The sequence below is a fragment of the Plantimonas leprariae genome (assembly GCF_008802405.1).
GTDB classification, from domain to species: Bacteria; Pseudomonadota; Alphaproteobacteria; order Rhizobiales; family Rhizobiaceae; genus Plantimonas; species Plantimonas leprariae.
The window spans coordinates 26311-49435 of sequence record NZ_VZDO01000017.1 but is presented as its reverse complement, the minus strand read 5'-3'; the positions used below and the strand labels follow the sequence as shown (position 1 = coordinate 49435).

The 23125-nt window shown below is 69.2% G+C and carries 20 protein-coding genes; 6 read left to right on the top strand and 14 right to left on the bottom strand.

The features are described 5' to 3' along the window. Window positions 1–326: 326 nt before the first annotated feature. Window positions 327–1250: a polyphosphate kinase 2 gene (gene ppk2 / locus F6X38_RS18415; RefSeq protein ID WP_150972244.1), complete on the bottom strand. Its 924-nt coding sequence runs from the start codon at window positions 1248–1250 to the stop codon at window positions 327–329. 95 nt (window positions 1251–1345) lie between these two features. Beyond that, on the bottom strand, window positions 1346–1633 hold the full coding sequence (locus F6X38_RS18410) for a hypothetical protein (RefSeq protein WP_202618026.1): 288 nt from the start codon (window positions 1631–1633) through the stop codon (window positions 1346–1348). 150 nt (window positions 1634–1783) lie between these two features. Between F6X38_RS18410 and F6X38_RS18405 the strand changes: the two genes are divergently transcribed. Both F6X38_RS18405 and F6X38_RS18400 read left to right on the top strand, forming a co-directional pair. After that, window positions 1784–3976, top strand: coding sequence for an esterase-like activity of phytase family protein (locus tag F6X38_RS18405; protein ID WP_246191429.1), 2193 nt, complete (start codon window positions 1784–1786; stop codon window positions 3974–3976). Window positions 3977–4027: 51 nt separating this feature from the next. Beyond that, a complete protein-coding gene (locus F6X38_RS18400) occupies window positions 4028–5107 on the top strand; it encodes an ABC transporter ATP-binding protein (RefSeq protein WP_150972239.1) in 1080 nt (359 codons plus the stop codon). Between the two features lie 6 nt (window positions 5108–5113). On the opposite strand, the gene F6X38_RS18395 is transcribed toward F6X38_RS18400, so the two are convergent. The 4 genes from F6X38_RS18395 to F6X38_RS18380 form a co-directional block, all read right to left on the bottom strand. Then, the gene (locus F6X38_RS18395; RefSeq protein WP_246191428.1) at window positions 5114–6727 is read right to left on the bottom strand and encodes an ABC transporter permease; all 1614 of its coding nucleotides are present in this window, start codon (window positions 6725–6727) and stop codon (window positions 5114–5116) included. A gap of 98 nt (window positions 6728–6825) precedes the next feature. Next, window positions 6826–7809, bottom strand: coding sequence for an ABC transporter substrate-binding protein (locus F6X38_RS18390; RefSeq protein ID WP_150972237.1), 984 nt, complete (start codon window positions 7807–7809; stop codon window positions 6826–6828). A 118-nt stretch (window positions 7810–7927) separates the two neighbouring features. Further along, window positions 7928–8488 carry a P-loop NTPase family protein gene (locus F6X38_RS18385; protein WP_150972235.1) on the bottom strand — a complete coding sequence of 187 codons (561 nt, stop codon included), beginning with the start codon at window positions 8486–8488 and terminating at the stop codon, window positions 7928–7930. Window positions 8489–8567: 79 nt separating this feature from the next. Further along, the gene (locus F6X38_RS18380) at window positions 8568–9254 is read right to left on the bottom strand and encodes an HAD family hydrolase (RefSeq protein ID WP_150972233.1); all 687 of its coding nucleotides are present in this window, start codon (window positions 9252–9254) and stop codon (window positions 8568–8570) included. 203 nt (window positions 9255–9457) lie between these two features. Between F6X38_RS18380 and F6X38_RS18375 the strand changes: the two genes are divergently transcribed. The 3 genes from F6X38_RS18375 (at window position 9458) to F6X38_RS18365 (ending at window position 12424) form a co-directional block, all read left to right on the top strand. After that, entirely contained in the window at window positions 9458–10468 is a 1011-nt protein-coding gene (locus F6X38_RS18375; protein WP_150972231.1) for an SDR family oxidoreductase, read from the top strand. Between the two features lie 85 nt (window positions 10469–10553). After that, window positions 10554–10949 (top strand): hypothetical protein, encoded by a 396-nt coding sequence (locus tag F6X38_RS18370; RefSeq protein ID WP_150972229.1) that lies wholly within the window; start codon window positions 10554–10556, stop codon window positions 10947–10949. A gap of 107 nt (window positions 10950–11056) precedes the next feature. Continuing rightward, entirely contained in the window at window positions 11057–12424 is a 1368-nt protein-coding gene (locus tag F6X38_RS18365) for a PepSY-associated TM helix domain-containing protein (RefSeq protein WP_150972227.1), read from the top strand. Window positions 12425–12443: 19 nt separating this feature from the next. On the opposite strand, the gene F6X38_RS18360 is transcribed toward F6X38_RS18365, so the two are convergent. The 8 genes from F6X38_RS18360 to F6X38_RS18320 all read right to left on the bottom strand — a co-directional run bounded on the left by F6X38_RS18360 (window position 12444) and on the right by F6X38_RS18320 (window position 22080). Then, on the bottom strand, window positions 12444–13541 hold the full coding sequence (locus F6X38_RS18360; RefSeq protein ID WP_150972225.1) for an ABC transporter ATP-binding protein: 1098 nt from the start codon (window positions 13539–13541) through the stop codon (window positions 12444–12446). Then, window positions 13538–15478, bottom strand: a complete 1941-nt coding sequence (locus tag F6X38_RS18350; RefSeq protein ID WP_161992827.1) for a glycoside hydrolase family 127 protein — start codon at window positions 15476–15478, stop codon at window positions 13538–13540. Before F6X38_RS18350 ends, F6X38_RS18360 begins: the two co-directional genes overlap by 4 nt. 29 nt (window positions 15479–15507) lie before the next feature. After that, a complete protein-coding gene (locus tag F6X38_RS18345) occupies window positions 15508–16398 on the bottom strand; it encodes a carbohydrate ABC transporter permease (protein ID WP_150972221.1) in 891 nt (296 codons plus the stop codon). After that, the gene (locus F6X38_RS18340) at window positions 16395–17330 is read right to left on the bottom strand and encodes a carbohydrate ABC transporter permease (RefSeq protein ID WP_150972219.1); all 936 of its coding nucleotides are present in this window, start codon (window positions 17328–17330) and stop codon (window positions 16395–16397) included. The genes F6X38_RS18345 and F6X38_RS18340 overlap by 4 nt, the downstream gene beginning before the upstream one ends. 70 nt (window positions 17331–17400) lie before the next feature. Beyond that, window positions 17401–18648 (bottom strand): ABC transporter substrate-binding protein, encoded by a 1248-nt coding sequence (locus tag F6X38_RS18335; RefSeq protein WP_150972217.1) that lies wholly within the window; start codon window positions 18646–18648, stop codon window positions 17401–17403. Window positions 18649–18745: 97 nt separating this feature from the next. Further along, window positions 18746–19795 (bottom strand): LacI family DNA-binding transcriptional regulator, encoded by a 1050-nt coding sequence (locus F6X38_RS18330; RefSeq protein ID WP_150972216.1) that lies wholly within the window; start codon window positions 19793–19795, stop codon window positions 18746–18748. Window positions 19796–20054: 259 nt separating this feature from the next. Continuing rightward, the gene (locus F6X38_RS18325; RefSeq protein WP_150972214.1) at window positions 20055–21017 is read right to left on the bottom strand and encodes a dihydrodipicolinate synthase family protein; all 963 of its coding nucleotides are present in this window, start codon (window positions 21015–21017) and stop codon (window positions 20055–20057) included. Window positions 21018–21435: 418 nt separating this feature from the next. Next, entirely contained in the window at window positions 21436–22080 is a 645-nt protein-coding gene (locus tag F6X38_RS18320) for a GntR family transcriptional regulator (RefSeq protein WP_150972212.1), read from the bottom strand. 577 nt (window positions 22081–22657) lie between these two features. Here F6X38_RS18320 and F6X38_RS18315 point away from each other — a divergent pair. After that, window positions 22658–23080 carry a DoxX family protein gene (locus F6X38_RS18315; RefSeq protein ID WP_161992826.1) on the top strand — a complete coding sequence of 141 codons (423 nt, stop codon included), beginning with the start codon at window positions 22658–22660 and terminating at the stop codon, window positions 23078–23080. Window positions 23081–23125 lie beyond the last annotated feature (45 nt).

Sequence of the window (23125 nt, the reverse complement as noted above, 5' to 3'; positions counted from 1 at the left end):
CGATCGATATCCGCGGCAGGATCGGTAGCAGAGGAACAATCGCCATGGCAACCGCTAAGTGAAAACTTCGGATCAGCTTGCGGATCGACGTGTAATCGACGTAAATATAGAGCCAGTGAGCTTATGTTCGAAGATCAATAGCTCACTGATGTGTTCAGGAAGTGCTGTTCACTCGAAATCAGGGCAAATTGCTTTGCAGGATGCCGCAACGGCCAGAGAGGGCGCGTTGCCTTGCTTGCCGCGAGCGCACATCGCCGTTGCCGCGCGACGGCTTGCCGGCCGCGAGCGTGGTGTCGTCCCGGAAGATGCCGGCCGCTGGGCGGCGGTCAGTAGCGGCTCGGGACGTGGAGCTCGGCCGGTACCGGGTGGCGCACGTAGTCCGGGCGGTGCTCGCGCGGGGGCAGGGAGACCGGCGCCTGCTCCACGTCGCCGTAGGGCACTTGCGACAGGAGGTGATGGATGCAGTTGAGGCGAGCGCGCTTCTTGTCGTCCGCCGCCACCACCCACCAGCGGGCTTCCGGGATATGGGTGCGCTGGAGCATCGCTTCCTTGGCGCGGGTGTAGTCCTCCCAGCGCCGGCGCGACTCGACGTCCATCGGCGAGAGCTTCCAGCGCTTCAGCGGGTCCTCGATGCGCATGGAGAAGCGGAACTGCTGCTCGGCATCGGTGATCGAGAACCAGTACTTGATGAGGATGGTGCCGGAGCGGACCAGCATCCGCTCGAAGTCCGGCACGGAGCGGAAGAACTCCTCGACCTCGGCCTCCGTGCAGAAGCCCATGACGCGCTCGACGCCGGCCCGGTTGTACCAGGAGCGGTCGAACAGCACCATCTCGCCGGCCGCCGGCAGGTGCGCGATATAGCGCTGGAAGTACCATTGCGAGCGCTCGCGCGCCGAGGGCGCCGGCAGCGCGACGACGCGGCAGACGCGCGGGTTGAGGCGCTGTGTGATGCGCTTGATCGCGCCGCCCTTGCCGGCCGAATCGCGCCCCTCGAACAGGACGACGACCTTCAGGCCCTTGGCCTGGATCCAGTCCTGCAGGCGCACCAGCTCGCGCTGGAGACGGAACAGCTCGCGGAAATAGAAGCGGCGGTCGAGCATGCCTTCGCCCCCGCCGCCATGCGGCATGGCGTCGAGCGTCTCCTCGTCCATGGAGAGTTCGAGTTCCTCGTCGAACGAGTCCGCGATCTCCTCGCGCAGCCGGTCGAGATCCGCCACGCGGGTGCCGGCTCCGTCGAAAGTCCTGTCCATGAAAGAGTCCTCCGGCATCCGATCCGGCGAGCCATGCGCCATTCCGGTTGCCGGAATGTGACAAACGCGGCTCGAAAAGGCGGCGCGAGCCTTCGTCAGGCCTTCGGCTGCTTGTTCTTGCGCTTCTTCGGGGGCTTCGGCTCGGACGGCACCTCGGTGAGGTCGACCCGCTCGCGCAGCGCGAAATCGTGGAGGCGGTCGGCACGCTCGGCGTCGTCGCCGCTGTGGGCGATCACCGACAGGAAGGCGGCCCGCACCACGTCCTTCTTGGACGCGTCCGGATGCGCTGCCCGGACCGAGCGCATCAGTTCCTTCGGTTTCATCTCGGGCGTCGCCAGACGGCTCAGCGTTTCTGCGATGCCTTCCAGATTCGTGGACGCCATACCAGACCTCGTCGTTGTCACCGAAGCGTCACGAACCGGCTTCGCGTGTCACAGTCAAGCCGTCGGCCCGGCGCGCCGCCGTTGTCATCGTGTCGTTACAGGCGACTGCTTGGAAGCGGCCCACCCGAATCTCATCGAAGGAGCCGACCCTTGGCCGCCAGGACGATCCTCCCGCTCGCGCTCGCGCTTCTCGCGTCGTCCGCGCTCGCCGCCGCCGCGGAGCCGGTGTTCAACCGGGTCGCCTCGTTCCCGGTCGCGGCAAATCTGCCGAAGGACAAGGGCCCGTCCGCCACGACCTCGGCGGAGATCATCGCGGCGAGCGAGGACGGCCGGACCCTGGTCTATTCCGACAGCCCGCTCGGCGGCATCGGCTTCGTCGACATCGCGGAGCCGAAGGCGCCGAAGGCCGGCGGCTTTCTCGACATGGGCGGCGAGCCGACTTCGGTCGCGGTGCTCGGGCCGCGGGCGCTCGTCGCGGTGAATACCGGAAAAGCCAAGGCGAATCCGTCCGGCAAGCTCGCGACCGTCGACATCGCAACGAAGCGCGTCGAGGAAACGTGCGACCTCGGCGGCCAACCGGACTCGGTGGCGATCTCGCCCGACCGGTCGCTCGCGGCGGTCGCGATCGAGAACGAGCGCGACGAGGAGGTGAACGACGGTGCGATCCCGCAGATGCCGGCGGGCTATCTGGTCGTCCTGCCGTTGAAGGACGGCGCGCCGGATTGCTCCGGCCTGAAGAAGGTCGATCTCACCGGACTGTCCGATGTGGCCGGAGACGACCCGGAGCCGGAATTCGTGTCGATCAACGCGCGGAACGAGATTGCCGTCACGCTGCAGGAGAACAACGCCGTCGCGATCGTCGACGGGGCGACGGGCAAGGTGACCGGCCACTTCTCCGCCGGCTCCGTCGCGCTGGATGGCGTCGACGCTGAGGACGACGGGAAGCTGTCCTTCACGGACGGGGTCGAGGCGCGGCCGCGCGAGCCGGATACGGTGAAGTGGCTCGGGACCGACCGTCTCGTCGTCGCGAACGAGGGCGACTGGAAGGGCGGCACGCGCGGCTTCACCATCTTCGGGCGCGACGGCACGGTCGCCTGGGAATCCGGCCCCGCCTTCGAGATGGAGGCGGCGAAGGCCGGGCACTATCCCGACAAGCGCTCGGATGCGAAGGGCATCGAGCCGGAAGGGCTGGAGGTCGCGACGTTCGGCGACGAGACGCTGATCTTCGTGCTCGCCGAGCGCGGCTCGGTGGTGGGCGTTTATCGCGACACGGGGGCCGCGCCGGAGTTCCTGCAACTCCTGCCGTCCGGCGTGTCGCCGGAGGGCGGCGTCGCGATCCCTTCGCGCAACCTCTTCGCCACCGCCAACGAGGCCGACCTCGGCGAGGACGGCGCGGCGCGCTCGCACGTGATGATCTACGAGCGGGCGGAGGGCGCGCCGGCCTATCCGCAGATCGTCTCCGGGACGAAGGACGGGCACCCGATCGGCTGGGGTGCGCTGTCCGGCCTCGCGGTCGATCCGTCGGACGAGAACCGGCTGCATGCCGTCAGCGACTCGTTCTATGGTAAGGCCCCGACCATCTTCACCATCGACGCATCGGCAAAGCCCGCCCGCATCACCGACGCGATCACGGTGACGGACGAGGGCAAGCCCGCCGCCAAGCTCGATCTTGAGGGCATCGCGAACGACGGCGAGGGCGGCTTCTGGCTGGCGAGCGAGGGCGACCCGAAGAAGGAAGTTCCGCACCGCATCCTCCATGTCGACGCGAAGGGCGCGATCACCGAGACGGTCGACTTCCCGAAGGCGCTGCTCGAATCGCAGACGCGCTTCGGCGCCGAAGGCATCGCGATGGCGCCGGACGGCAAACTCTGGATCGCCGTGCAGCTTCCCTGGAAGGACGACGCGAAGAACCGCACCAAGCTCCTCGCCTACGACCCGAAGACCAAGGACTGGGGCGCGGTCGGCTATCCGCTGGAGACGGCGGCGGGCGAGGGCGGCTGGGTCGGCCTGTCGGAGATCGCCATCCACGGCGACCACGCCTACCTCATCGAGCGCGACAACCGCATCGGGCAGGCGGCGAAGCTGAAGCAGATCACGCGGGTGGCGTTGTCGGAGCTGAAGCCGGCGCCGCTCGGCAGCGAACTGCCGGTGGTGCGGAAGGAAGTCGTGCGGGACCTCTTGCCGGATCTCCGGTCGACCGGCGGCTACGTCGTCGACAAGATCGAAGGTCTCGCCATCGCCCCGAGCGGCAAGGCCTATGTCGCGACCGACAACGACGGCACGGACGACTCGTCGGGAGAGACGATGTTCTTCGCGCTGGACGGCCTCGCGCCAAAGGGCTGAGGCTGGAGCCCGCCGCGCCGCCGCGGTAAAGCCGGTCGGCGGGAGAGCCTGATGTCGTCGATCCGGATCGAGAACCTGACCAAGCGCTTCGGCGCGAGCACCGTCCTCGACGACGTGTCGCTGGAGATCGGGCAGGGCGAGTTTCTGGCCCTGCTCGGCCCGTCCGGCTGCGGCAAGACCACGCTCCTGCGGCTCGTCGCCGGCTTCGAGACGCCGAGTGCCGGGCGCATCCTGTTCGACGGCGTTCCCGTCGCGGGCGAAGGGTGGGACGTGCCGCCGGAAGCGCGCAACGTCGCCATCGTCTTCCAGTCCTACGCGCTCTGGCCGCACATGACGGTGGCCGAGAATGTCGGCTACCCGCTGCGGGTGCGGGGCGTGAAGGGCGCGGCGCGGACGGAACGGGTGGCGGAGGCGCTCGCGGCGGTGGAGCTTCCCGGCTTCGAGGCGCGCCGCCCGGCCGAGCTTTCCGGCGGCCAGCGCCAACGCGTCGCGCTGGCGAGGTGCCTCGCGATGGACCCGGCCGTGGTGCTGCTCGACGAGCCGCTCGCCAATCTCGACGTGCACCTGCGCGCCTCGATGGAGGATATCTTCAAGCGCTTCCACGCCCGCACCGGCGCGACCATGGTCTACATCACGCACGACCAGGCGGAAGCGATGGCGCTCGCCGACCGCATCGCCGTGATGGATCGCGGCCGCATCGTCCAACTCGACCCGCCGGCGAAGCTCCATGCCGAGCCGCAAAGCGAGCGGGTCGCCCGCTTCATCGGCGAGGGCCGCGTGGCGGACTGCCGCGTGGTCGCCTGCGAGAACGGCGCGGCGCGGATCGTCCTCTTCGGACACGAGGCGAGCGTGCGGGCCGGCGCGGAAACGTCGCGCATCGGGAAAGGGCGTCTGTGCCTCAGGCCGGGCGATCTCGCGGTCGGCGAGCACGGCTTCGAGGCGCGCGTCGTCTCCTCTCGCTTCGCCGGCTCGCATGCGGTCGTGACGGTCGAGCCGCTCGCCGATCCGGAAGTGAGGCTCGCCGTCATCCATCCGGTGCCGCTGGCGGCGGGCGCGAGCGTCAGGGTCCGGGTCGCCGACGGTTGGCTGCTGCCGGCCGAAGCTGCCGTGCCCGCCGAGGCCGCAGCCTGAGGCCGCTCAGGCTCGCCAGGGAATGACGCCGGGCGGCAACCGCTTGCCGAAGAGGCTCGCCAGCAGCATGAGCGCCACCGTCACCGCGACGCTGACCACCGAGACCGCCGCCGCCAGGACGCTGAGACCGGCATCTTCCAGGTTGAACACCACGACGCCGAGCGTTTCGTTGCCGGCCGACCAGAGCAGCGCCGAAACCGTCAGTTCGTTGAACGCCGTCATGAAGACGAGCAGCCCGCCGGCGGCCGCGGCCGGCGCCAGGATCGGCAGCACCACGGTGAGGAGCCGGAAGGGCAGGCGGGCGCCGGTCATCCGCGCCGCCTCCTCCAACGCGCGGTCGACCTGCTCCAGCGCGCCCGTCACCGGCCGGATGCAGAGGATCAGAAAGCGCGCCAGATAGGCGAGGAAGATGATCCAGATCGTGTTGTAGAGCGAGACGCCGGCGAAGGGCAGCGGCCGGATGAACAGGAGGATCATCGCGATGCCGAGCACGATGCCGGGCAGGGCGTAGGGCAGCTCCGCCGCGGCGTTGAGAACGCGCGCGAGGCGTCCTCTCCGCCAGACGACGAGGTAGGCGAAGGGCACGGCGACGAGCATCAGGACGAGAGCCGCGCCGCCCGCGAGCGCGAAGGAGTTGCGGAAGGCTCGCACCGTCGCGTCCTGCCGGAAAAGCACCTCGGCGAAGTTGTGCAGCGTCGCCGTGCCGGGCCCGAGCTTGACGCCGTAGGCCGGCACCAGCGCGGTCGCGACGAGCGCGGCCAGCGGCGCGACGAGGATCAGCGCGAGCGTCCCCCAAGCGAGCATCTCGGTCGGCAGACGCCAGAGCCCCAGCGCGAATCCGCCGGCCCGCCGTGCCGTGCCGGCGAGGCGGAAGTCGCGGCGGCGCAGCACGGCGGCCTGCACCGCGAAGCCGAAGGCGGCGAGGACGCCGATCAGCACCGACAGGACGGCGGTCTCGGCGATGATCGCGGGGCCGAACGAGGCGAGGCGCTGGTAGATCAGCGTCGGCAGCACCGTGTAGCCGGCGGGAATGCCGAGGAAGGCGGGGATGCCGAAATTGCCGATCGCCGATACGAAGGCGAGCGCCGCGCCAGCGGCCAGCGCCGGCGTCATCAGAGGAAGGACGATCGTGCGGAGCGCGAAGCGCGGCGAGGCGCCGCTCGCCCGCGCCGCCTCGATCTCTTCCGCCGGCAGGCTCCGCAGCGCCGCGCGGAGCGCGAGGAAGACCAGCGGCGCGTGCTGGATGCCGAGCACGAGGACGATGCCGCCCTCCGAGAAGAAGCGGTTCGGCGTGCCGAGGCGCGGCGCGATCCCGAGGGTGCGCAGCAGCGGACTAGCCGGGCCGCCGAGCTGGGCGAAGGCGAGCGCCGAGATCTGCGGCGGGATCATCAGCGGCATCAGAAACAGGAAGGTGAGCGCCGCCTTGCCGCGCGCATCCGTCAGCCCGACGAGGAGGGCGAAACCGGTGCCGAGAGCGATCGAGATCGCCGTGCCGAGAACGGCGGTCTTCACCGAATGCCAGGTGGCGATCCAGGTCGCGCGCGAGGCCAGCACCTCGGCGGCCAACGTGAGGTCGGGCCGCCCGCCCGGCGCTACCGCCTCGGCGAGGAGCCGCGCCACCGGCACGAGGCTGAGAACCGCGACGAAGCCGGCGGCGGCGGCGAGGATCGCCGCGCCGCCGGGGTCGCCGGTTCGAGGAAAAGACCGGGCGATCGCGATCAGCCGCCGAAGAGCTCGCTGAAGCGCTTCTTGTTCTCGGCCTCGTCGGCGAGGGCTTTCGCCGGATCGAAGGGCAGGAGCTTGATCGAGGCGACCGGCGGGAAGCCGGACGGCGGCTCGACGCCCTCGCGCGCCGGCAGGTAGCCCTGGCGCGCGGCAAGCTTCTGGCCGTCCTCGCTGAGGAGGAAGCCGACGAATTCCTTGGCGGCGTCGACGTTCTTCGCGGTCTTCAGGATCGCCACGGGCTCGGTCACGGCGGACACGCCTTCCGTTGGGAAAGTGAACTTTACCGGTGAGCCCTTGGTGCTTTCCCGGATCGGCAGGTAGTCGACGATGACGCCGTAGGCCTTTTCGCCGCCGGCGACCGCCTTCATCACCGCGCCGTTGCCGCCCGACGCCGTGGTGCCGTTCTTCGCCAGCGCTTCGAGATAGGGCCAGCCGAAGTCCGGATTCTGCGCCAGCGCCGCGACGTGGACGAGCGCCGCCCCGGAGGTGAGCGGGCTCGGCATCGTCACCTGACCCTGGAATTCCGGCTTGGCGAGGTCCTTCCAGGAGGCCGGCGCGCCTTCGGCCGCGGTGTTCGCCATGAAGCCGGTGGTGATCAGCTTGGTGGAGAAGTAGGTCTTCTCCTTGTCGTAGAGGGTCGGCGCGAAGCCGGTGGTGTCGGCCTCGGTGTAGGGCTGGAGGCGGCCGTCGCGCTTGAGCCCCTCCATCGTCACCGAGTCGGCGATCAGCAGCACGTCCGGCTGCGGGTTGCCGCCGGCGAACTCGGCCTGCAGCTTCGCCATGATCTTCGTGGTGCCGTCCCGCACCCACTGGACGTCGACGTCCGGATGGGCGGCCTTGAAGGCGTCGACGGTCGCCTGCGCGTCCTCGTTCGGCTGGCTGGTGTAGAGCACGAGCTTCGAGCCTTGCGCGACGGCCGCGGAACCGGAGAGCGCAGCCGCGAGGAGGGCGCCGAGAAGGGCAAGCCGGCGAAGCATGCGAACTCCTGTCGAGGACCGGCGACCGGGCTGGAATCCGGCACTGCCAAGGGATCGAGGCTGCCTATTACGGCACTCATGACGATTTGACGACAGCCGTTTCGCGGGACCGAAGGTTTCAGGAAGCGGCATCGATCCCGCGCAAGCACGCCGCTTCCGCCAGCACTTCGGCGACGAGCGTCTCGCGCGGCCTCGCTCCGTCGAGCCGCAGCACCGGTGCGCTCTGGGCGGCAAGCCATACGTCGTGCCGGCCGATGTTGCGGCCGGAAAAGGCCGGGTCGTCGTAATGCGACGCCCATTCGGCGAAGGCGGTATGGATGGCGTGCATGTCGCCGCCGGGCAGAATGCGGGGGCCGAAGAGCCTCCGCTCGCGCTCGCGCAACCGCTCCATGCGGATGGGCGTCGACGTGCGGACGAAGACGACGAGGTCCACCGACGCGATCAGCGGATCGCCCCAACCGTCGAACGAGCCGGACAAAACCCAGCCATCCTCCCCTAGCGCCGTTCGGATGAGGGACACTCGTTCGACCGCGGGCCGCTTCGTGGTGAAGGGCGGATCGGTCGGCATCCAGTAGAAATCGTCGCAGTCGGCATGAACCGTGCCGAGCGCGGCCGCGAGCCCGCGCCAGAGCGTCGTCACGCCGGCACAGGATGCGCCGGTGATATAGATCCGGGCCATCCACCGTTCCTAGCGCGGAACACTCACTCGGGGCAAAGGCGAGGCGGATCCCCGATCTAAGCCCCAGCTACGCCGGTCGCTAGCTCCGGACGCCTTCCGCGTTCGCTCCGCAGGGCGAGGCGTCGTAGTCGGCGAGGAGCGCCGCGACGTCGGCATAGATGGCGACCGCGCCGGCCTCCTGCAGCGAGGCTTCGGGGAACTTGCCGGAAAGGAGGGCGACGGTGCGCAGCCCGCATTTGGCGGCCGCTTCGATGTCGTAGGGCGTGTCGCCGACCACCACGACCTCGTCCGGCGGGGGCGAGCCGAGCTTCTTCAGCGCCGTTCCGAAGATGTCGGGCGCGGGTTTCGAGGTTTCCACGTCGTCGATCGAGGTCGTCGCCGCGACGAACGCTCGGGCGTCGAGAAGGTCGAGATAGTGGTCAAGTTCCGCCTTCGAGGCGGACGAGGCGAGCACCACCTTCTGGCCGGCGGCATGCGCCCGCTCCATGAGTTCGCGCGCGGCGGGAAAGGGGCGGACGCGGTCGATGAACTTCGCCTTGAAGATTTCGCCGTGCGCCTCGCCGATCGCTTCCCGCTCGTCCTCGCCGATATCCGGCAGGAGCGTCGGGACGAGCGTATCGCTGCCCTTGCCGATCTGGTCGTGAAGCGTCTCAGCGTCGAACTCGTGGCCGGCGCGGCGGAACGCTTCGTCCCACGCCTCGACGTGGAAATCGTTGCTGTCGACCAGCGTCCCGTCGATATCGAAAAGAATGGCCGATGGCGGCATCCGCGATCAATCCTGCTCAGCCGGCGGAAGCACCGGGACTGCCGGAGAAGATATGGCGTGACCCGCCTCGGCCTACTCCCGGCTTCGATAGCCGCCTTGTTCGGAAGAGGCGGACGGCACGCCTTGCGCGCTTTCGTCCCGCGAACCAACCCCGTGCGCCGCGCCTTACTCCGGACAGGCGAAGGATAAGGGCGAGACGTCGGATGGAAGCGGTTCGGAAGCACCTGCGCGAGCAGGTCGTCGTCGTCACCGGGGCGAGTTCCGGCATCGGGCTCGCGACGGCGCGGGCCGCGGCCCGCCGCGGCGCGGCGGTGGTGCTGGCCGCCCGCAGCGCCGACACGCTGGAGCGGATCGCGCGAGGAATCGAGGCGGAGGGGGGACGGTGCGCCGTGGTGGTCGCGGATGTCGGGACGCAAGCGGACGTCGAGCGGATCGCCCAAGTCGCAGTCGAGCGCTTCGGCGGCTTCGACACCTGGGTCAACAATGCCGGGACCGCCGTCTACGACACGCTCACCGACATGCCGATCGCCGAGCACCGCCAGACGTTCGAGACGAACTACTGGGGCACGGTCTACGGCTCGCTCGCCGCCGTCGCCCACTTCCGCCGCCGTCCGGGTGGCGGGACGCTGATCAATGTCGGCTCGGTCAACGGCGACGTGGCGGTGCCCTATCTCAGCGCCTACGGCGCGACGAAGCACGCGGTGAAAGGTTTCACGGATGCGCTGCGGATGGAGCTCCTCCACGAGCGCGCGCCGGTGCAGGTGACGCTGATCAAGCCTTCCGGGATCGCGACGCCGTTTCCGCAGCACGCCCGTTCGCGGATCGGTGCCGAGCCCCGCGTCGTGCCGCCGCTCTACGCACCCGAACTCGTCGCCGATGCGATCCTCCACGCCGCGACGCACCACGTGCGGGACCTGACGGTCGGTGCCGCCGGCCGCATCGTCGCCGCGGCGGCGTCGCTCGCGCCGAACCTGATGGACCGGGTGCTCGCCTTCGCCGTGCCGCCGGTGACGCGCTCGTCGCATCCGCTCACGACGACGGACAATCTCGATGGCGGCAACAGCAGCGGCGAGGTGCATTACCCCTACTTCCGCGGCCTGCCGTTCAGCCTCCACACCGCGACGATGAAGCGCCCGCTCGCGAGCGCTCTGATCGCGCTCGGCATCGCCGCGGCCGTCGCGCGCCGGATCGAGCGCCGCCGCAGGCGTCGCTGATAAAGGATCGTCGTCCCCCGTCGAGGGCCGCCTTCGCATCGGGCGGGCCGTCGACAATCCGCCGCCGCCATGCGATGCCTTCGCCATGCGCATCTGGCGGGAGATCGCGGGGGACAGGTGGTCGGGCGGCGTGCTCCGCCTCTTGCTGGCTGTCGCCTTCGTCTTCCAGGCCGGGCTCGCGGGGCGCGCCGCGGCGGCGATGGTCGCACCCGACCCCCTGACGGTCATCTGCTCGACGCTGCCGGACGGCGCGCACCGTCCGGCCGAGCCCGGCCATCGCCACGACTGCCCATGCGCCGAACTCTGCGCGGCCGGCCTGCACATGCCGGCGCTTGCCGCGCTTCCCGAGACGAACGGCATCCCGATCCGGTTCGCCGCCCGCATCGAGATCGCGGTCGACCATTCGGCACCGAGCCCGTTCCGGCCCGTCGCCGTCCAGCATCCCGTGCGGGGTCCGCCCGTAGTCTCGATCCGAAGCTGATCCGCAACGGGCTCCGGCCCAGGTTTCCTTCGGCCGTTGCCGGCGGGCGCACTCGATCCCCAGAGGACGGTGCCGACCCCCGCCGCCGGCTTTCGAGGCTTTCTCCCATGACCGACATCACCGCGCCGTCGCGGCCGGGCGCTGCCGCGCTCGCGTTCGACACCTACCGCGCCATCTGGCGCTGGCATTTCTACGCCGGCCTCGTCGCCGTGCCCTTCATGATCCTCCTGGCCGTGACGGGCTCGCTCTACCTCTTCAAGGACGAGATCGACGCCACCGTCTTCGCCTATCGCAACACCGTGGCGGCCGAGGGAGCCGCGCCGCTGTCGCCCAGCGAACTGGCGAAGCGGGCCGTGGCCGCCGTGCCGGGGGCCACGCTCAGCGCCTACCGGGTGCCGGCCGGGCCGACAGCCTCCGCCCGGGTCGCGCTCGCGACGGACGGCGAGACCACCTACGTCTTCCTCGATCCCCATACCGGCCGGGTGCTCGACACGGTCGCGAAACGCCAGGAGTTCAACGAGGTCGTCCGCAAGATCCACAGCCTCGAATATTTCGGGGTCTACGCGAACCGCCTGATCGAGGCGATCGCCGGCTTCGCCATCATCCTCGTCGCATCCGGCTTCTATCTCTGGTGGCCGCGCCGGCAGACGGGCGGTATCGTCACCGTGCGGGGCACGCCGGCGCAGCGTGTGTTCTGGCGCGACCTCCACGCGGTGACGGGCGCCTTCGCCGGCATCCTGATCGCCTTTCTGGCGATCACCGGCCTGCCGTGGTCCGGCTTCTGGGGCGGCAAGCTGACGGAGATCGCCACCGCCACCGGCACGGGCTATCCGGCGGCGCTCTGGGACGCGGTGCCGACTTCCGGCGAGCACGCCGAACACGCGATGGACAAGGTCGGCTGGACGATGGAAGCCTCGCCCATGCCGATGTCGGACGCGATGCGGATGGAGCCGATCGGCCTCGACGCGGCCGTCGAGATCGCCGGGGATCGCGGCCTCGCGCCGGGTTTCGAGGTGACCGTGCCGGGCGACGCGACCGGCGTCTATACCGCCGCCGTGTTCCCGCACGAGCTGGCGAAGGCCCGGACGATCCATATCGACCAGTATTCCGGCGAGCCGCTCGTCGACGTGAGCTATGCCGATTACGGTTCGCTGGCGAAGCTGACCGAACTCGGCATCAACATCCATATGGGGCAGGAGTTCGGGCTCGCGAACCAGCTCCTGATGCTGGGGACGTGCGTCGCGATCGTCCTCGCTTCGGTCGCGGCGCTCGCGATGTGGCTGAAGCGGCGTCCGGCGGGACGGCTCGGCGTGCCGCCCTATCCGACGAGCCGGCGCGTCTACGGCATGCTCTGGGGCATGGCGGTCGTGTTCGGTGTCCTGTTCCCGCTGTCCGGCCTCCTGATCGTCGCGATGGTCGCATTCGACCTCTTCGTCGTCCGCAACGTGCCGGCGCTGCGTCGCGCCTTCGCCTGAAGAGGATGCCGCGGCTGCGCTAGCGGATGCGCCGACCTTCGTGGTCGAAGAAGCGCATGTCCCTGTGGGCGCAGCCGACGCGGAAGCTTGTCCCGGGAACCGGGGCGGGCTCGCGCTCGCCCTGCACGACGAGCGGCAGGCCGGGCGCGACCTGCCCGTAGTGCCAGGATGCGCCGCCGAGGAACTCGGTGAAGTCGACGGTGAAGGGCAGCCCCGGCTCGCCGTCGGCGACGGCGTGCAGGTGCTCGGGCCGGATGCCGAGCCGGATGTCGCCGGCGTCCGGCATCGCGGGCGCCGGCAGCCGGGCGCCCGCGACCTCGACGCCGTCCGCCACGGCGCGCGCCGGCAGCACGTTCATCCGCGGCGAGCCGATGAAGCCGGCGACGAAGAGGTTGCAGGGGTTCTCGTAGAGTTCGGCGGGCGAGCCGACCTGCTCGATCCGCCCGCCGTTCAGCACCACGATCTTGTCGGCGAGCGTCATCGCCTCGGTCTGGTCGTGGGTGACGTAGATCATCGTGTTGCCGAGCCGGCGGTGCAGCCGCGCGATCTCGATCCGCATCTCGACCCGGAGTTCCGCGTCGAGGTTCGACAGGGGCTCGTCGAACAGGAACACCTTCGGCTCGCGCACGATGGCGCGGCCGATCGCGACGCGCTGGCGTTGGCCGCCGGAAAGCTGGCTGGGCCGGCGGTCGAGCAGCGGCGTCAGGTGCAGCACCTCGGCGGCGGCGCGTACCTTCTCCGCCACCTCCGTTGCCGGCCGGTGCGCCATCCGCAGGCCGAACCCCATGTTCTGATCGACGCTCATATGCGGGTAGAGCGCGTAGGACTGGAACACCATCGCGATGCCGCGCTGCGAGGGATCGGCATCGGTGACGTCGCGGTCGCCGATCCGGATCTCGCCCTCGGTCGTCTCCTCCAGCCCTGCGATGAGGCGGAGCAGGGTCGACTTGCCGCATCCGGACGGGCCGACGAAGACCACGAACTCGCCGTCGGCGACGGACAGGTCGATGCCTTCCAAGACGCCGACCGCCCCGAACGATTTCGCGACGCCGCGAAGCTCCAGTCCGGCGGTCCCGAGCGATGGCGGCGCGGTGCCGATCCGCGCGGGCGCGTTCATCGCGAGGCCTCTTCCCGGATCCAGACCAGCATCTCGCCGTTCGCGCGGTTGTCCCAGGCATAGTACGGAACCGCCCGGATCGTCGCGTCCTCGCGCTCCGGCTCGGCGGCCGAATACAGCGCGCCGGACGCCGCCGTCTCGCGCCGGCCTTCGGTCACGAGGGCGGCCGCGCCGCCGAGTTCCGCCACCGCCTCGCAGCGGAAGGCGCTTCCCGGCGCGAGGAGAAGCGAGTTGAGCGCCGCGCCGTTGTCGGTTTCCTCCAGGCAGTAGACGAGCGGCCCGCGCTGCAGCGCGACGCGGCCCTGGTTGGCGCCGATGCGGGGATCGGCGCGAAGCCGCAGCACCGGCATCTCGAAGTCGAGGGTCACCTTGTCGCCCGGTTCCCAGCGGCGCTCGATCGCGAGATAGCCGTTCCGGGTGAGAGAGGGGGCGTCGAGCGGCTCGCCGTTCAGCGTCGCGGCGAGCGTGCCGGCCCATTCGGGAACGCGGAGATGCAACGTGAAGTGTGCTGACTCCGCCGGATCGAGCGTGAGGGCGACCTTGCCGTCGGCGGGATAGTCCGTCGCCTGCGTGACCCGCACCTTCATGCCGGCGACGTTCAGCTCGGCCTCGCCCTCGCAATAGAGGTGGACGGCGAGGGCATCCTCCGCCTCGCCGTACATGTAGGTGCCGACCGAGGCCACCAGCCGGGCGATGTTCGGCGGGCAGCAGGGGCAGCGGTGCCAGGTCCAGCGGTGATGCTCGCCGCGGCTCTCCAGCGGATTGTCGTAGAAGAAGCGCGTGCCGTCGAGCGACAGGCCGACCAGCGCGCCATTGTAGAGCGCCCGCTCCATCGCGTCGGCGTATTTCCGGTCGGGACCAAGGCCGAGCATGCGGTTCGCCCAGAAGACGAGCGCGACCGCCGCGCAGGTCTCCGCATAGGCCGTCTCGTTCGGCAGGTCGTAGTCGAAGGTCAGGCCCTCGTTATGGGCGGACGGGCCGAAGCCGCCGGTGACGTAGAGGTTCTTCTCGGTCAGGTGCGCCCAGAGCGCCTCCAGCGCGGGCTTCAGCGTCTCGTCGCCGAACTCGGTCGAGACGTCGGCCATGCCGGAATAGAGATAGGCGGCGCGCACCGCGTGGCCGACGACGCGATCCTGCTCGCGCACCGGCTCGTGCGCCTGCATGTAGTCGTAGGCCTTGAAGTGATAATCCTGCGGGTCCGCGCCGCGCTCCCGCGCCTCCTCGTCGTAGTAGTGCGGTGAGCGGCCCCGCTCGTCGACGAAGTAGCGGGCGAGATCGAGGAAGCGCTGCTCGCCGGTCGCCCGGCCGAGCTTGACGAGCGCGAGCTCGATCTCGGGATGGCCGCAATAGCCGGGACGCTTCTCGTCGCCGTCGCCGAAGCGCGCGGCGATGTGGTCGACGTAAGCCGCCATGATGTCCATCAGCTTGCGCTTGCCGGTGGCGTGGTAGTAGGCGACCGCGCCCTCGATCAGGTGGCCGGCGTCGTAGAGTTCGTGACAGTCGCGAAGGTTCGTCCAGCGCTTGCCCGGCTGGATGCGCTGGTACCAGGAGTTCAGGTAGCCGTCCTCGCCCTGGAGGCGAGCATAGGCGTCGATCACCTCGTCGACCCGCGCCTCCAGCGCCGGATCGGGCTTGCGAAACAGGGCATAGGCGGCGGTCTCGATGCTCTTGCCGAAGTCGGAGTCCCAGAACATCTGCGTCGAGACGGTGGCGTTGCCGCTCTGGAACGGGATGCGCAGGCCCGGATTCGGCCGGTCGGGATCGATCTGGTCCAGCATGCCCGCCTCGATGCAGCGGTCGAGGAGTGTGTGCGCCGTGACCGCCGCGACGGTATCGACGCGCGGCCCGAAGAAGCCGCCGACGCGGACCTGATGGATCGCGGGCGGACGGAACTTCGCCGTTGGGCCGGCGGCGCGGGGCAGGGCGTGCTGGTTCATGGAAGAGGCCTTTCCGATGTCGGGAATGTTCACTTCACCGCGCCGGCCGTCAGGCCGCGGATGTAGAAGCGCTGGAGGGCGAGGAAGAGAAGGAGGCAGGGGACCATCATCACGGTGACGCCGGCCTGCACGGCGCCCCAGTCGATCGCGCCGAAGCGGCCCGAGCGCACCGCCGTCATCAGGACGGGCAGGGTGAACTTCGACTGGTCGGTGAGGAGCACGAGCGCCGCCAGGAACTCGTTCCAGGCGTTGAGGAAGGCGAAGAGCCCGACCGAGACGATGCCGGGCAGCACCAGCGGTCCGAGCACGAAGACGAGCAGGCGGAAGCCCTTCACGCCCTCGATCCGCGCCGCCTCCTCGATCTCCTTCGGCACCGCGTCGAAGGCGTTGCGCATCATGAAGACGGAGAAGGGAAGCTGCAGCGTCACGTAGATCAGGACGAGACCGGTCAACGTGTTCTGGAGGCCGAGCTTGGCGAGGATCAGGAAGATCGGCGTCAGGATCGACTGGAACGGGATCATGATCGTCGAAAGGATCAGGACGAAGGCGAGCCCCTTCATCGGGAAGCGGAAGCGCGAGAAGCCGTAGCCGGCCAGCACCGAGACGAGGATCGTCACCGCCGCCGTGCCGAGCGACACGAAGAGCGAGTTGCCCGCGTGGTGGAGGATGCCGGCGCCGAAGGCGTCGAGCCGGGCGTAGCTCGCCGTGTCGAGGCCCGTCGTCGGCCAGGGCGGCAGCGGCGGCGTGCCCGCTTCCGCAGGGGGGCGGAGCGAGGCGAGCACGACGAACGCGATCGGCGCGAGGAACAGGAGCGCGACGAGGACGCCCGCGACGTGGAACAGGACGGCGTGCAGCCGCGCGCCCTTGCGGCGCGGGCGGCGCGCCGGGCTCGATCGCGTCTGTTCGAGGGCGAGGGTCATCGGGCGTCCTCCCGGTCGCGCAGGAGGCGGAGCTGGATCACGCTGAGGACGAGGAGGATCGCCAGCAGCACCATCGACAGCGCCGCGCCGTAGCCGAGCCGGAACGAAACGAAGGACTGGTTGAAGATCCAGTAGACCGCGGTGATCGTCCGGTTCTGCGGGCCGCCGGCGAGGATGATGTAGAACTGGTCGAAGGCGAGCATCGAGCCGGAGACGCAGAGGATCAGCGCGAGGGCGAAGGGCCGCCGGACGAGCGGCATGGTGATGAAGCGGAAGCGCTGCAGCGCCGAGGCACCGTCGATCCGCGCCGCTTCCGTATAGTCCGGCGGGATCGCCTGCAGGCCGCTCATCAGGATCACCATGTAGAAGCCGGCCATCTTCCAGATCACCATCGCGGTCACCGACCAGAAGGCCGGGCCGAGCGTCGCGAGGATGTTGACGCGCCCCGCCGTCAGGCCGAGCCGTTCGGCAAGCGGCGAAAAGAGGCCGCTGTCGACGTTCGACAGCCAGGCCCAGAGGAGGCTCGCCGAAGCGAAACCGATCACGACGGGCAGGAAGAAGGCGGTGCGATAGGCCCCGACGAAGCGGCGCGGCTTCTCGACCAGAAGCGCCAGGAGGAGGCCGACGCCGAGCAGCCCGACGGTCGCGGCCGCGGTGTAGCGCGCCGTGAACAGGAGCGCGTTCCAGAAGTTGCGGTCGTTCCACAGCGCCTTATAGTTCGCGACGCCGATCCAGCGCGGCAGGCCGATCAGCGGCCAGTTGTGCAACGACATCCAGGCCGTCATCCCGAGCGGCACGAGGAAGAAGGCGAGAACCAGGGCGAGCGCCGGCGCGACGTAGAGGAGGCCCGCCCAGTTGCGGCGGCGGCGCGCTCTTCGCCGCGGTCGCGGCAGCGAAGCGGACAGGGACGGCTGCGTGACGATGGCCGACATGGCGGGACGGCTCCCGTTCGAGGCTGGGCACGAAAGGGCGGGGCCGCCGGGGCCGCCCCGCCGGGGGGCGTCAGGGCGCCGTGTCGATGATCGACTGCATCGCGTCCTGGCCTTGGGCGATCGCGGCATCGATCGCCGCCGCGTCGCCGAAGAAGGCCTGGTTCAGCATGGTGATCCAGGGCCCGTTGGCCGAGTTGATCAGGTCGTTGAAGACCGGCGTATAGGGCGTGCGGCCCTTGGCCATGGCGTCGGCGGCGACGAGGTAGCGCGCGTCGAGGCCTTTCAGGGCTTCCTTCGCCAGATCGCCGCGCACCGGCAGCGAGCCGTTCCGGGCCAGCAGGGTCTGGCCGTCCAGCGAATAGGCGTATTCGAGGAAGGCCTTGATCCCCGCCATCTTGGTGGTGCCCTTCGAAACGACGAAGTTGTCGCCGCCGGCGAAGGATGACCAGCCGCCTTCCTTGCCAGGCAAGTACGTGACGCCGTATTCGAGGTCGGGATGCTGCTCGTTCAGCGCGCCGATGGCGAAGGAGCCCGATGGGGTGATGCCGATCTTGCCGGTGGCGAAGGCGGCGAAGAAGTTCGCGCCCGTGTCGGTCTGCGAGCCGGCGGGAACGAGCCCGTCCTTCACCATGCCCTGGTAGAAGGCGATGGCGTCGCGCATCTGCGGCGTGTCGATGGTCGCCTTCTTGCCTTCGTCGGCGAACATGTCGCCGCCCGACGCCCAGACCAGCGGCGTGAAGGTGAAGATGTTGCAGCCGCCGCAGTTGCCGGAGAAGTAGAAGCCCTTGTTGTCGTTTCCGAGGGCGTTGACCTTCTCGGCGTCGGTGCGGATCTCCGCCCAGGTCGTCGGACCCTTCTCGGGATCGAGGCCGGCCTCCTTGAACAGCTTCTTGTTCCAGATCAGCACGGAGGCGTCCGCCGAGAAGGGCAGGCCGTAGATGCGGTCCTGCCAGGTCCCGGTCGCGACATGCGCCTTGGAGAGCTGGTCGAAGTAGGGCAGGGATTTCGCGAGGTCGGTGATGTCCTCGAGCTGTCCGGCGCTGGCGAAGGCGGGCGTATAGATGAGGTCGAGCGAGAGCGCGTCCGGCGCCGTCCCGCCGGCTGCGGCCACCGCGTATTTCTGCACGAGCTCGTTCACGGGCACGATCTGCAACTCGGCCTTGTGCTCGCTCTGGCTATTGTTGAAGGCGTCGACGATCTTCGGCATGAAGGTCGAGCCGTCCGAGCGCACCCAGAGGGAAAACGTCTCGGCCGAGGCCGAGGTGGTCAGGGCGATGGCGAGGCCAAGACCGCCGAGCCCGAGGCGCCAGTTCTTCATGCTCCTATCCTCCCTTTCGAAGTGTCCCGTTCCGGGAACGCCGTTGCCTCTTCGTATCGGTCCGCCCCTGTCTCCCGGCCGGGACGGCCCGTTCATCCTATGGTGCCCCGCCTCCGCAGGATCGGCGCACGACCAGACGGCACGGCAGGCGGCGCAGGCCGGGCTCCACCGGCTTGCCGTCGATCATGTCGAGCAGCGTCAGGCCGGCTTCCCGGCCGAGATCCTTCAGCTCCATGTCCACCGTGGTGAGCGGCGGGCGGGCGGCCTGCGCGAAGAGTTCCCAGTTGTCGAAGCCGACGACGGCCACATCCTCCGGCACGCCGAGGCCCGACTGCGCCAGCGCGTCGATCAGGCCGCGCGCGATCTGGTCGTTGCCGCAGAAGACCGCGTCCGGCCGCTCCGCCGCCGCGCCGAAGAGGCGCTGGCCGGTCTCGTAGCCGAACCGTTCCGACCATTCGCCGCAGAGCGCTTCGCCGAAAGGCGGCAGGCCTGCCTCGCCGAGGGCGCGACGCCAGCCGGCCTCGCGCAGCGGCACGGCGGCGAAGCTGCGCGGCCCCGTGACATGGGCGATGCGCCGGCGGCCGAGCCGCGCCAGATGCGAAACGGCGAGAAAGGCGCCCCCTTCGTCGTCCGGCACGAAGCCGACCCCGTCCGGCGGGCAGGCGGCGACGACGTGGACCACCGGCATCCGCGCCGAGGCGAGATTTAGCGGCAGGGTCCGGTCGATGCGCTTGCCGGCGATCACCAGACCGTCGACCCGCTTGTCCTCCATCGCTTCCAGATTGAGCCGCGCGCGTTCCGGATCGTCGTCGATCGCGCACAGGAAGACCGACACGCCGCGATCCGACATCGCCGCCGACAGCCCGGCGGCGACCGGCAGGGTGAAGCGGCCGTAGGTGTCGCTGGTGAGGAGGCCGAGCGTGAAGGAGCGCTGGTGGACGAGGGCCCGCGCCATCGCGTTCGGCCGAAAGCCGAGAAGGCGCGCCGCGGTCCGTACGCGCTCGCGCGTCTCGCTCGTCATGCGACCGCGCTCGTTGAGGGCTTTCGAGGCCGTCGCCACCGACACGCCGGCTTCCAATGCTACGTCGCGGATCGTCACCCGGCCGACGACCTCGTTCCGCAGATCGGAAGTTGCATCGTCTCGCATCCGCGCTTACCACCTGCTCCCTGAACGATCGAACTACGCCGACCCAAATTGAGAAAAGCGTTTCTCAGATCGAGAAAACGGTTTCTCAAATCGGCCAGAGGTTGTCAATCGCTGTGACGGACATCCTGCGCGTCGCAGCAAGGGTAACGAATCGGCAGGGGCGCGTAGGGCGGCGGAAAGGCGGCGGCCGGGACACGGTTCGAGGGCCGAGGCGGCCCTCGAACATCGCGGAACGTTCTCCGCGGGAGAGTTTCCGCCTTCAGGCGGCGCGGCGGGCCGGGGAAGCGTCCTGACGGTTCCAGTCGGCATACCAGGCGTCGAAGAGGCGGAGCTGCGCCTCGACATAGCCGCGCTGGCTGTCGGAGAGCGCGTCGCTCTCGTTGAAGTGCAGCGCGTACTCCGCGTGCCCCTTCAGGACCATCATGTGCTTGAAGAAGAGCACCAGATCCGGACCTTCGTCGAAGGAGGAAAGCACCGCGAAGGCCGCTTCCAATTCGACCGCGCGACGGCGGGCCTCGGCGTCGCCGGAGGCGGCCGCCTCGGCCAGTTCGCATAGGTGCAGCACCTCCTTCGGCAGAACGTTGCCGATGCCGGTGATCGCCCCCGTCGCGCCGCAGTTCACGTAGCCGTGCACCACCGCCGTGTCGACGCCGATCATCAGCGACACCTCGTCGTCGCGGCTGGTGATGTTTTCGGCGGCGTAGCGCAGGTCGTCCGGCCCGCCGAACTCCTTGAACCCGATGAGGTTCGGGTGCTCGGCTCGGAGCGCGAAGAACAGGTCGGCGCGGGTGGCGAAGCCGTAATACGGGCTGTTGTAGATCACCGACGGCAGATCCGGCGCGGCCGAGAGGATCGCCTTGAAGTGCGCCCGCTGCGCCGCGACCACGGTGCCGCGCGACAGGACGCGCGGGATCACCATCAGGCCCTTCGCGCCGACCTTGGCGGCGTGCGCCGCGTGGGCGACGGCGGAGGCCGTATTGACCGCGCCCGTGCCGACGACGACCGGCACCCCGGCCTCCACCAGCCGCGCGACGCCCTCCATCCGCTGCGCGTCGGTCAGGAGCGGCCAGTCGCCCATCGAGCCGCAGTAGATCACGGCGGACATGCCGGCATCGATCAGTTCGCGTCCCTTGCGCACCAGCGCGTCGAAGTCCGGCGTGCGGTCGGCCCGGCATGGCGTCATCAACGCGGGCATCACGCCGGAAAAGATCGTGGATGTCATGGGAAGCTCCGAAGGTTGGCAGACTGGGAAAGGGGCGTCTGCCTCCGACGGAGGCATTTGCCCGAAGGGATCGAGTATCGGCTCCAGCCGGAGCACGGCGGTTCGAAGGGTTCAGTCCGACCGTAGCGGAACTGTAGCCTTCAATGGGCTGGCGAGCGTGGATCGATCACCGTTCACCGTTCACCGCTCGTCGCACCATAACCTACACTGCGCACGCGCCGAGGCTGTTATCGGTTATCGATTACCCATACACGCTGCACCGTGCGGGTGCAATCGGCTGATGGCGGCGACGATTTCATTTCATGATCCCACCAGCGAAAGGCACCGAGCGCCGTAAGTCGCGTGCGCGACCGGCTACGGATACGCGTATTTCGGAACTACGGGGGCATTTCCCGAGACGAGCGCGCCCGCGCTTTCGTCAGCCCGCCCAGTCGCCGACGAGGTGCTGGAGATGGTCGCGCATCAGACGTGCCGTCTTCGCCTCGTCACCCGTCAGGATCGCCGCCAGGATCGGCGCATGCTCTTCGGCCGAGGCGACGAGCTGCCCGCTTTCCGACAGGCGCTTGAGCCCGTAATGCCGGCTCTGATCGCGCAGGTTGTCGATGATCTTCGAGAGGTGCTGGTTCTCGAGCAGGTCGAGCAGCCCCATGTGGAACTGCCGGTCGGCATCGAGATAGGCGACGATATCGCCGGACCCGGCCGCCGAGACGATCGAAGCGGCGAGGGCGGAAAAGCGCTTGCCGTGCGGTTCCACGACACTCCGTCGCGCCGCCAGTTGCGCCATGGCGGGAATCTCCAGCAGTAGCCGGATGTCGTAGATGTTGCGGCGCTCGTGGTCGCTGAGGGGAACCACGCGAAAGCCGCGATTGCGGACGGCCTCCATCAGACCTTCGTTGACGAGCGTCAGCATGGCCTCCCGCACCGGGCTGTTCGAGACGCCGAGTTCCTGCGCGAGGCCGGCGGCCGAATAGATTTCGCCGGGCACGAGATCGCCCGAGATGAGACGAAGCTTCAGCAGCGAAAGAGCTTGATCGCGGAGATTGGTCGGCAGCAATCGGCTCATGAAGACTCGACGCGTCGCCGCATTGTTGCAGCCGTGACATGTGACCGGCGACCGTTCATAGGGCAGGCCCTCTTCGGGGGTCAAGCGAGGGGAGAGGGAACGCTCCGACCGCGCGTCGTGCCACAACGGACGACATCGGTTTCAATCCGGTCGGCGTCTTGCCGGCGCTAAAAACCGTCGAAGCCGTGACGCGGATCGTACTGGCCTTTTTTCCGAAGGCGACAGCAACCGCTGCGGACGTCGCGGGCGCCTCGACCCGGCGGAAACGCGCGGTATCCTCCATTCTCCGCGTCGAGAACTGCGTGCGGATGAGGCGCCGAACTGGCCGGTGAGCCCCTCCAGCGTGCCTGCCGCGCGGTCGACGACGGTGACGTGCGCCCCATGCTGACCGCGATCGCCGCCGCGTGCGTGCCCGACACGCCGCCGCGGCGAAGGCACTCCTCCCAGTCATCGGACTCGCAGGGCGGCCGTCTTCGCTTCGTGACGAACGTAACGCTTCCGGCCGCCGGTGTAGCCGAGGCGTAGTCGCCCGTGCCGTATCGACCGCAACCGTTCGCAACAGCCGAAGGAACGTCGCGTGTCCTCTCTCATCAATCGCAAATTCGTCGGCCGGACCCTGGTCGGTCTGGTCGTAGGGCTTCTCCTCGCGGACGGCCTCGTGCAGGCCGCATCACCCGGCTTCATGGTCGCCGCGATGGACCATATCGGGCTGCCGGAGACGTTTCGCGAGGTGCTTCCCATCCTCACGCTCACCTGTGCCGCGACGCTCGCTCTTCCCTCCACCGCGTTGATCGGTGCCGTCCTGACCACCGGCTTCCTCGGCGGCGCGGTCAGCCTCCATGCCAGGATCGGCGAGTTCGGGTCGCCGCCGCAGATCGTTTGCCTCGCTCTCGGCGTCGCGATGTGGACGGGGCTTCTCCTGTGGCGGCCCGACCTGCGGCAGCTTCTGTTCCGTCGCGACGCCCGTCCTGCGACGGGCGGGCAGCCGCGCACCGCGTGAACGCGGTCCTTTCCCGGGGCGCAGCCGGCGGCGTCGGCCGGGCCG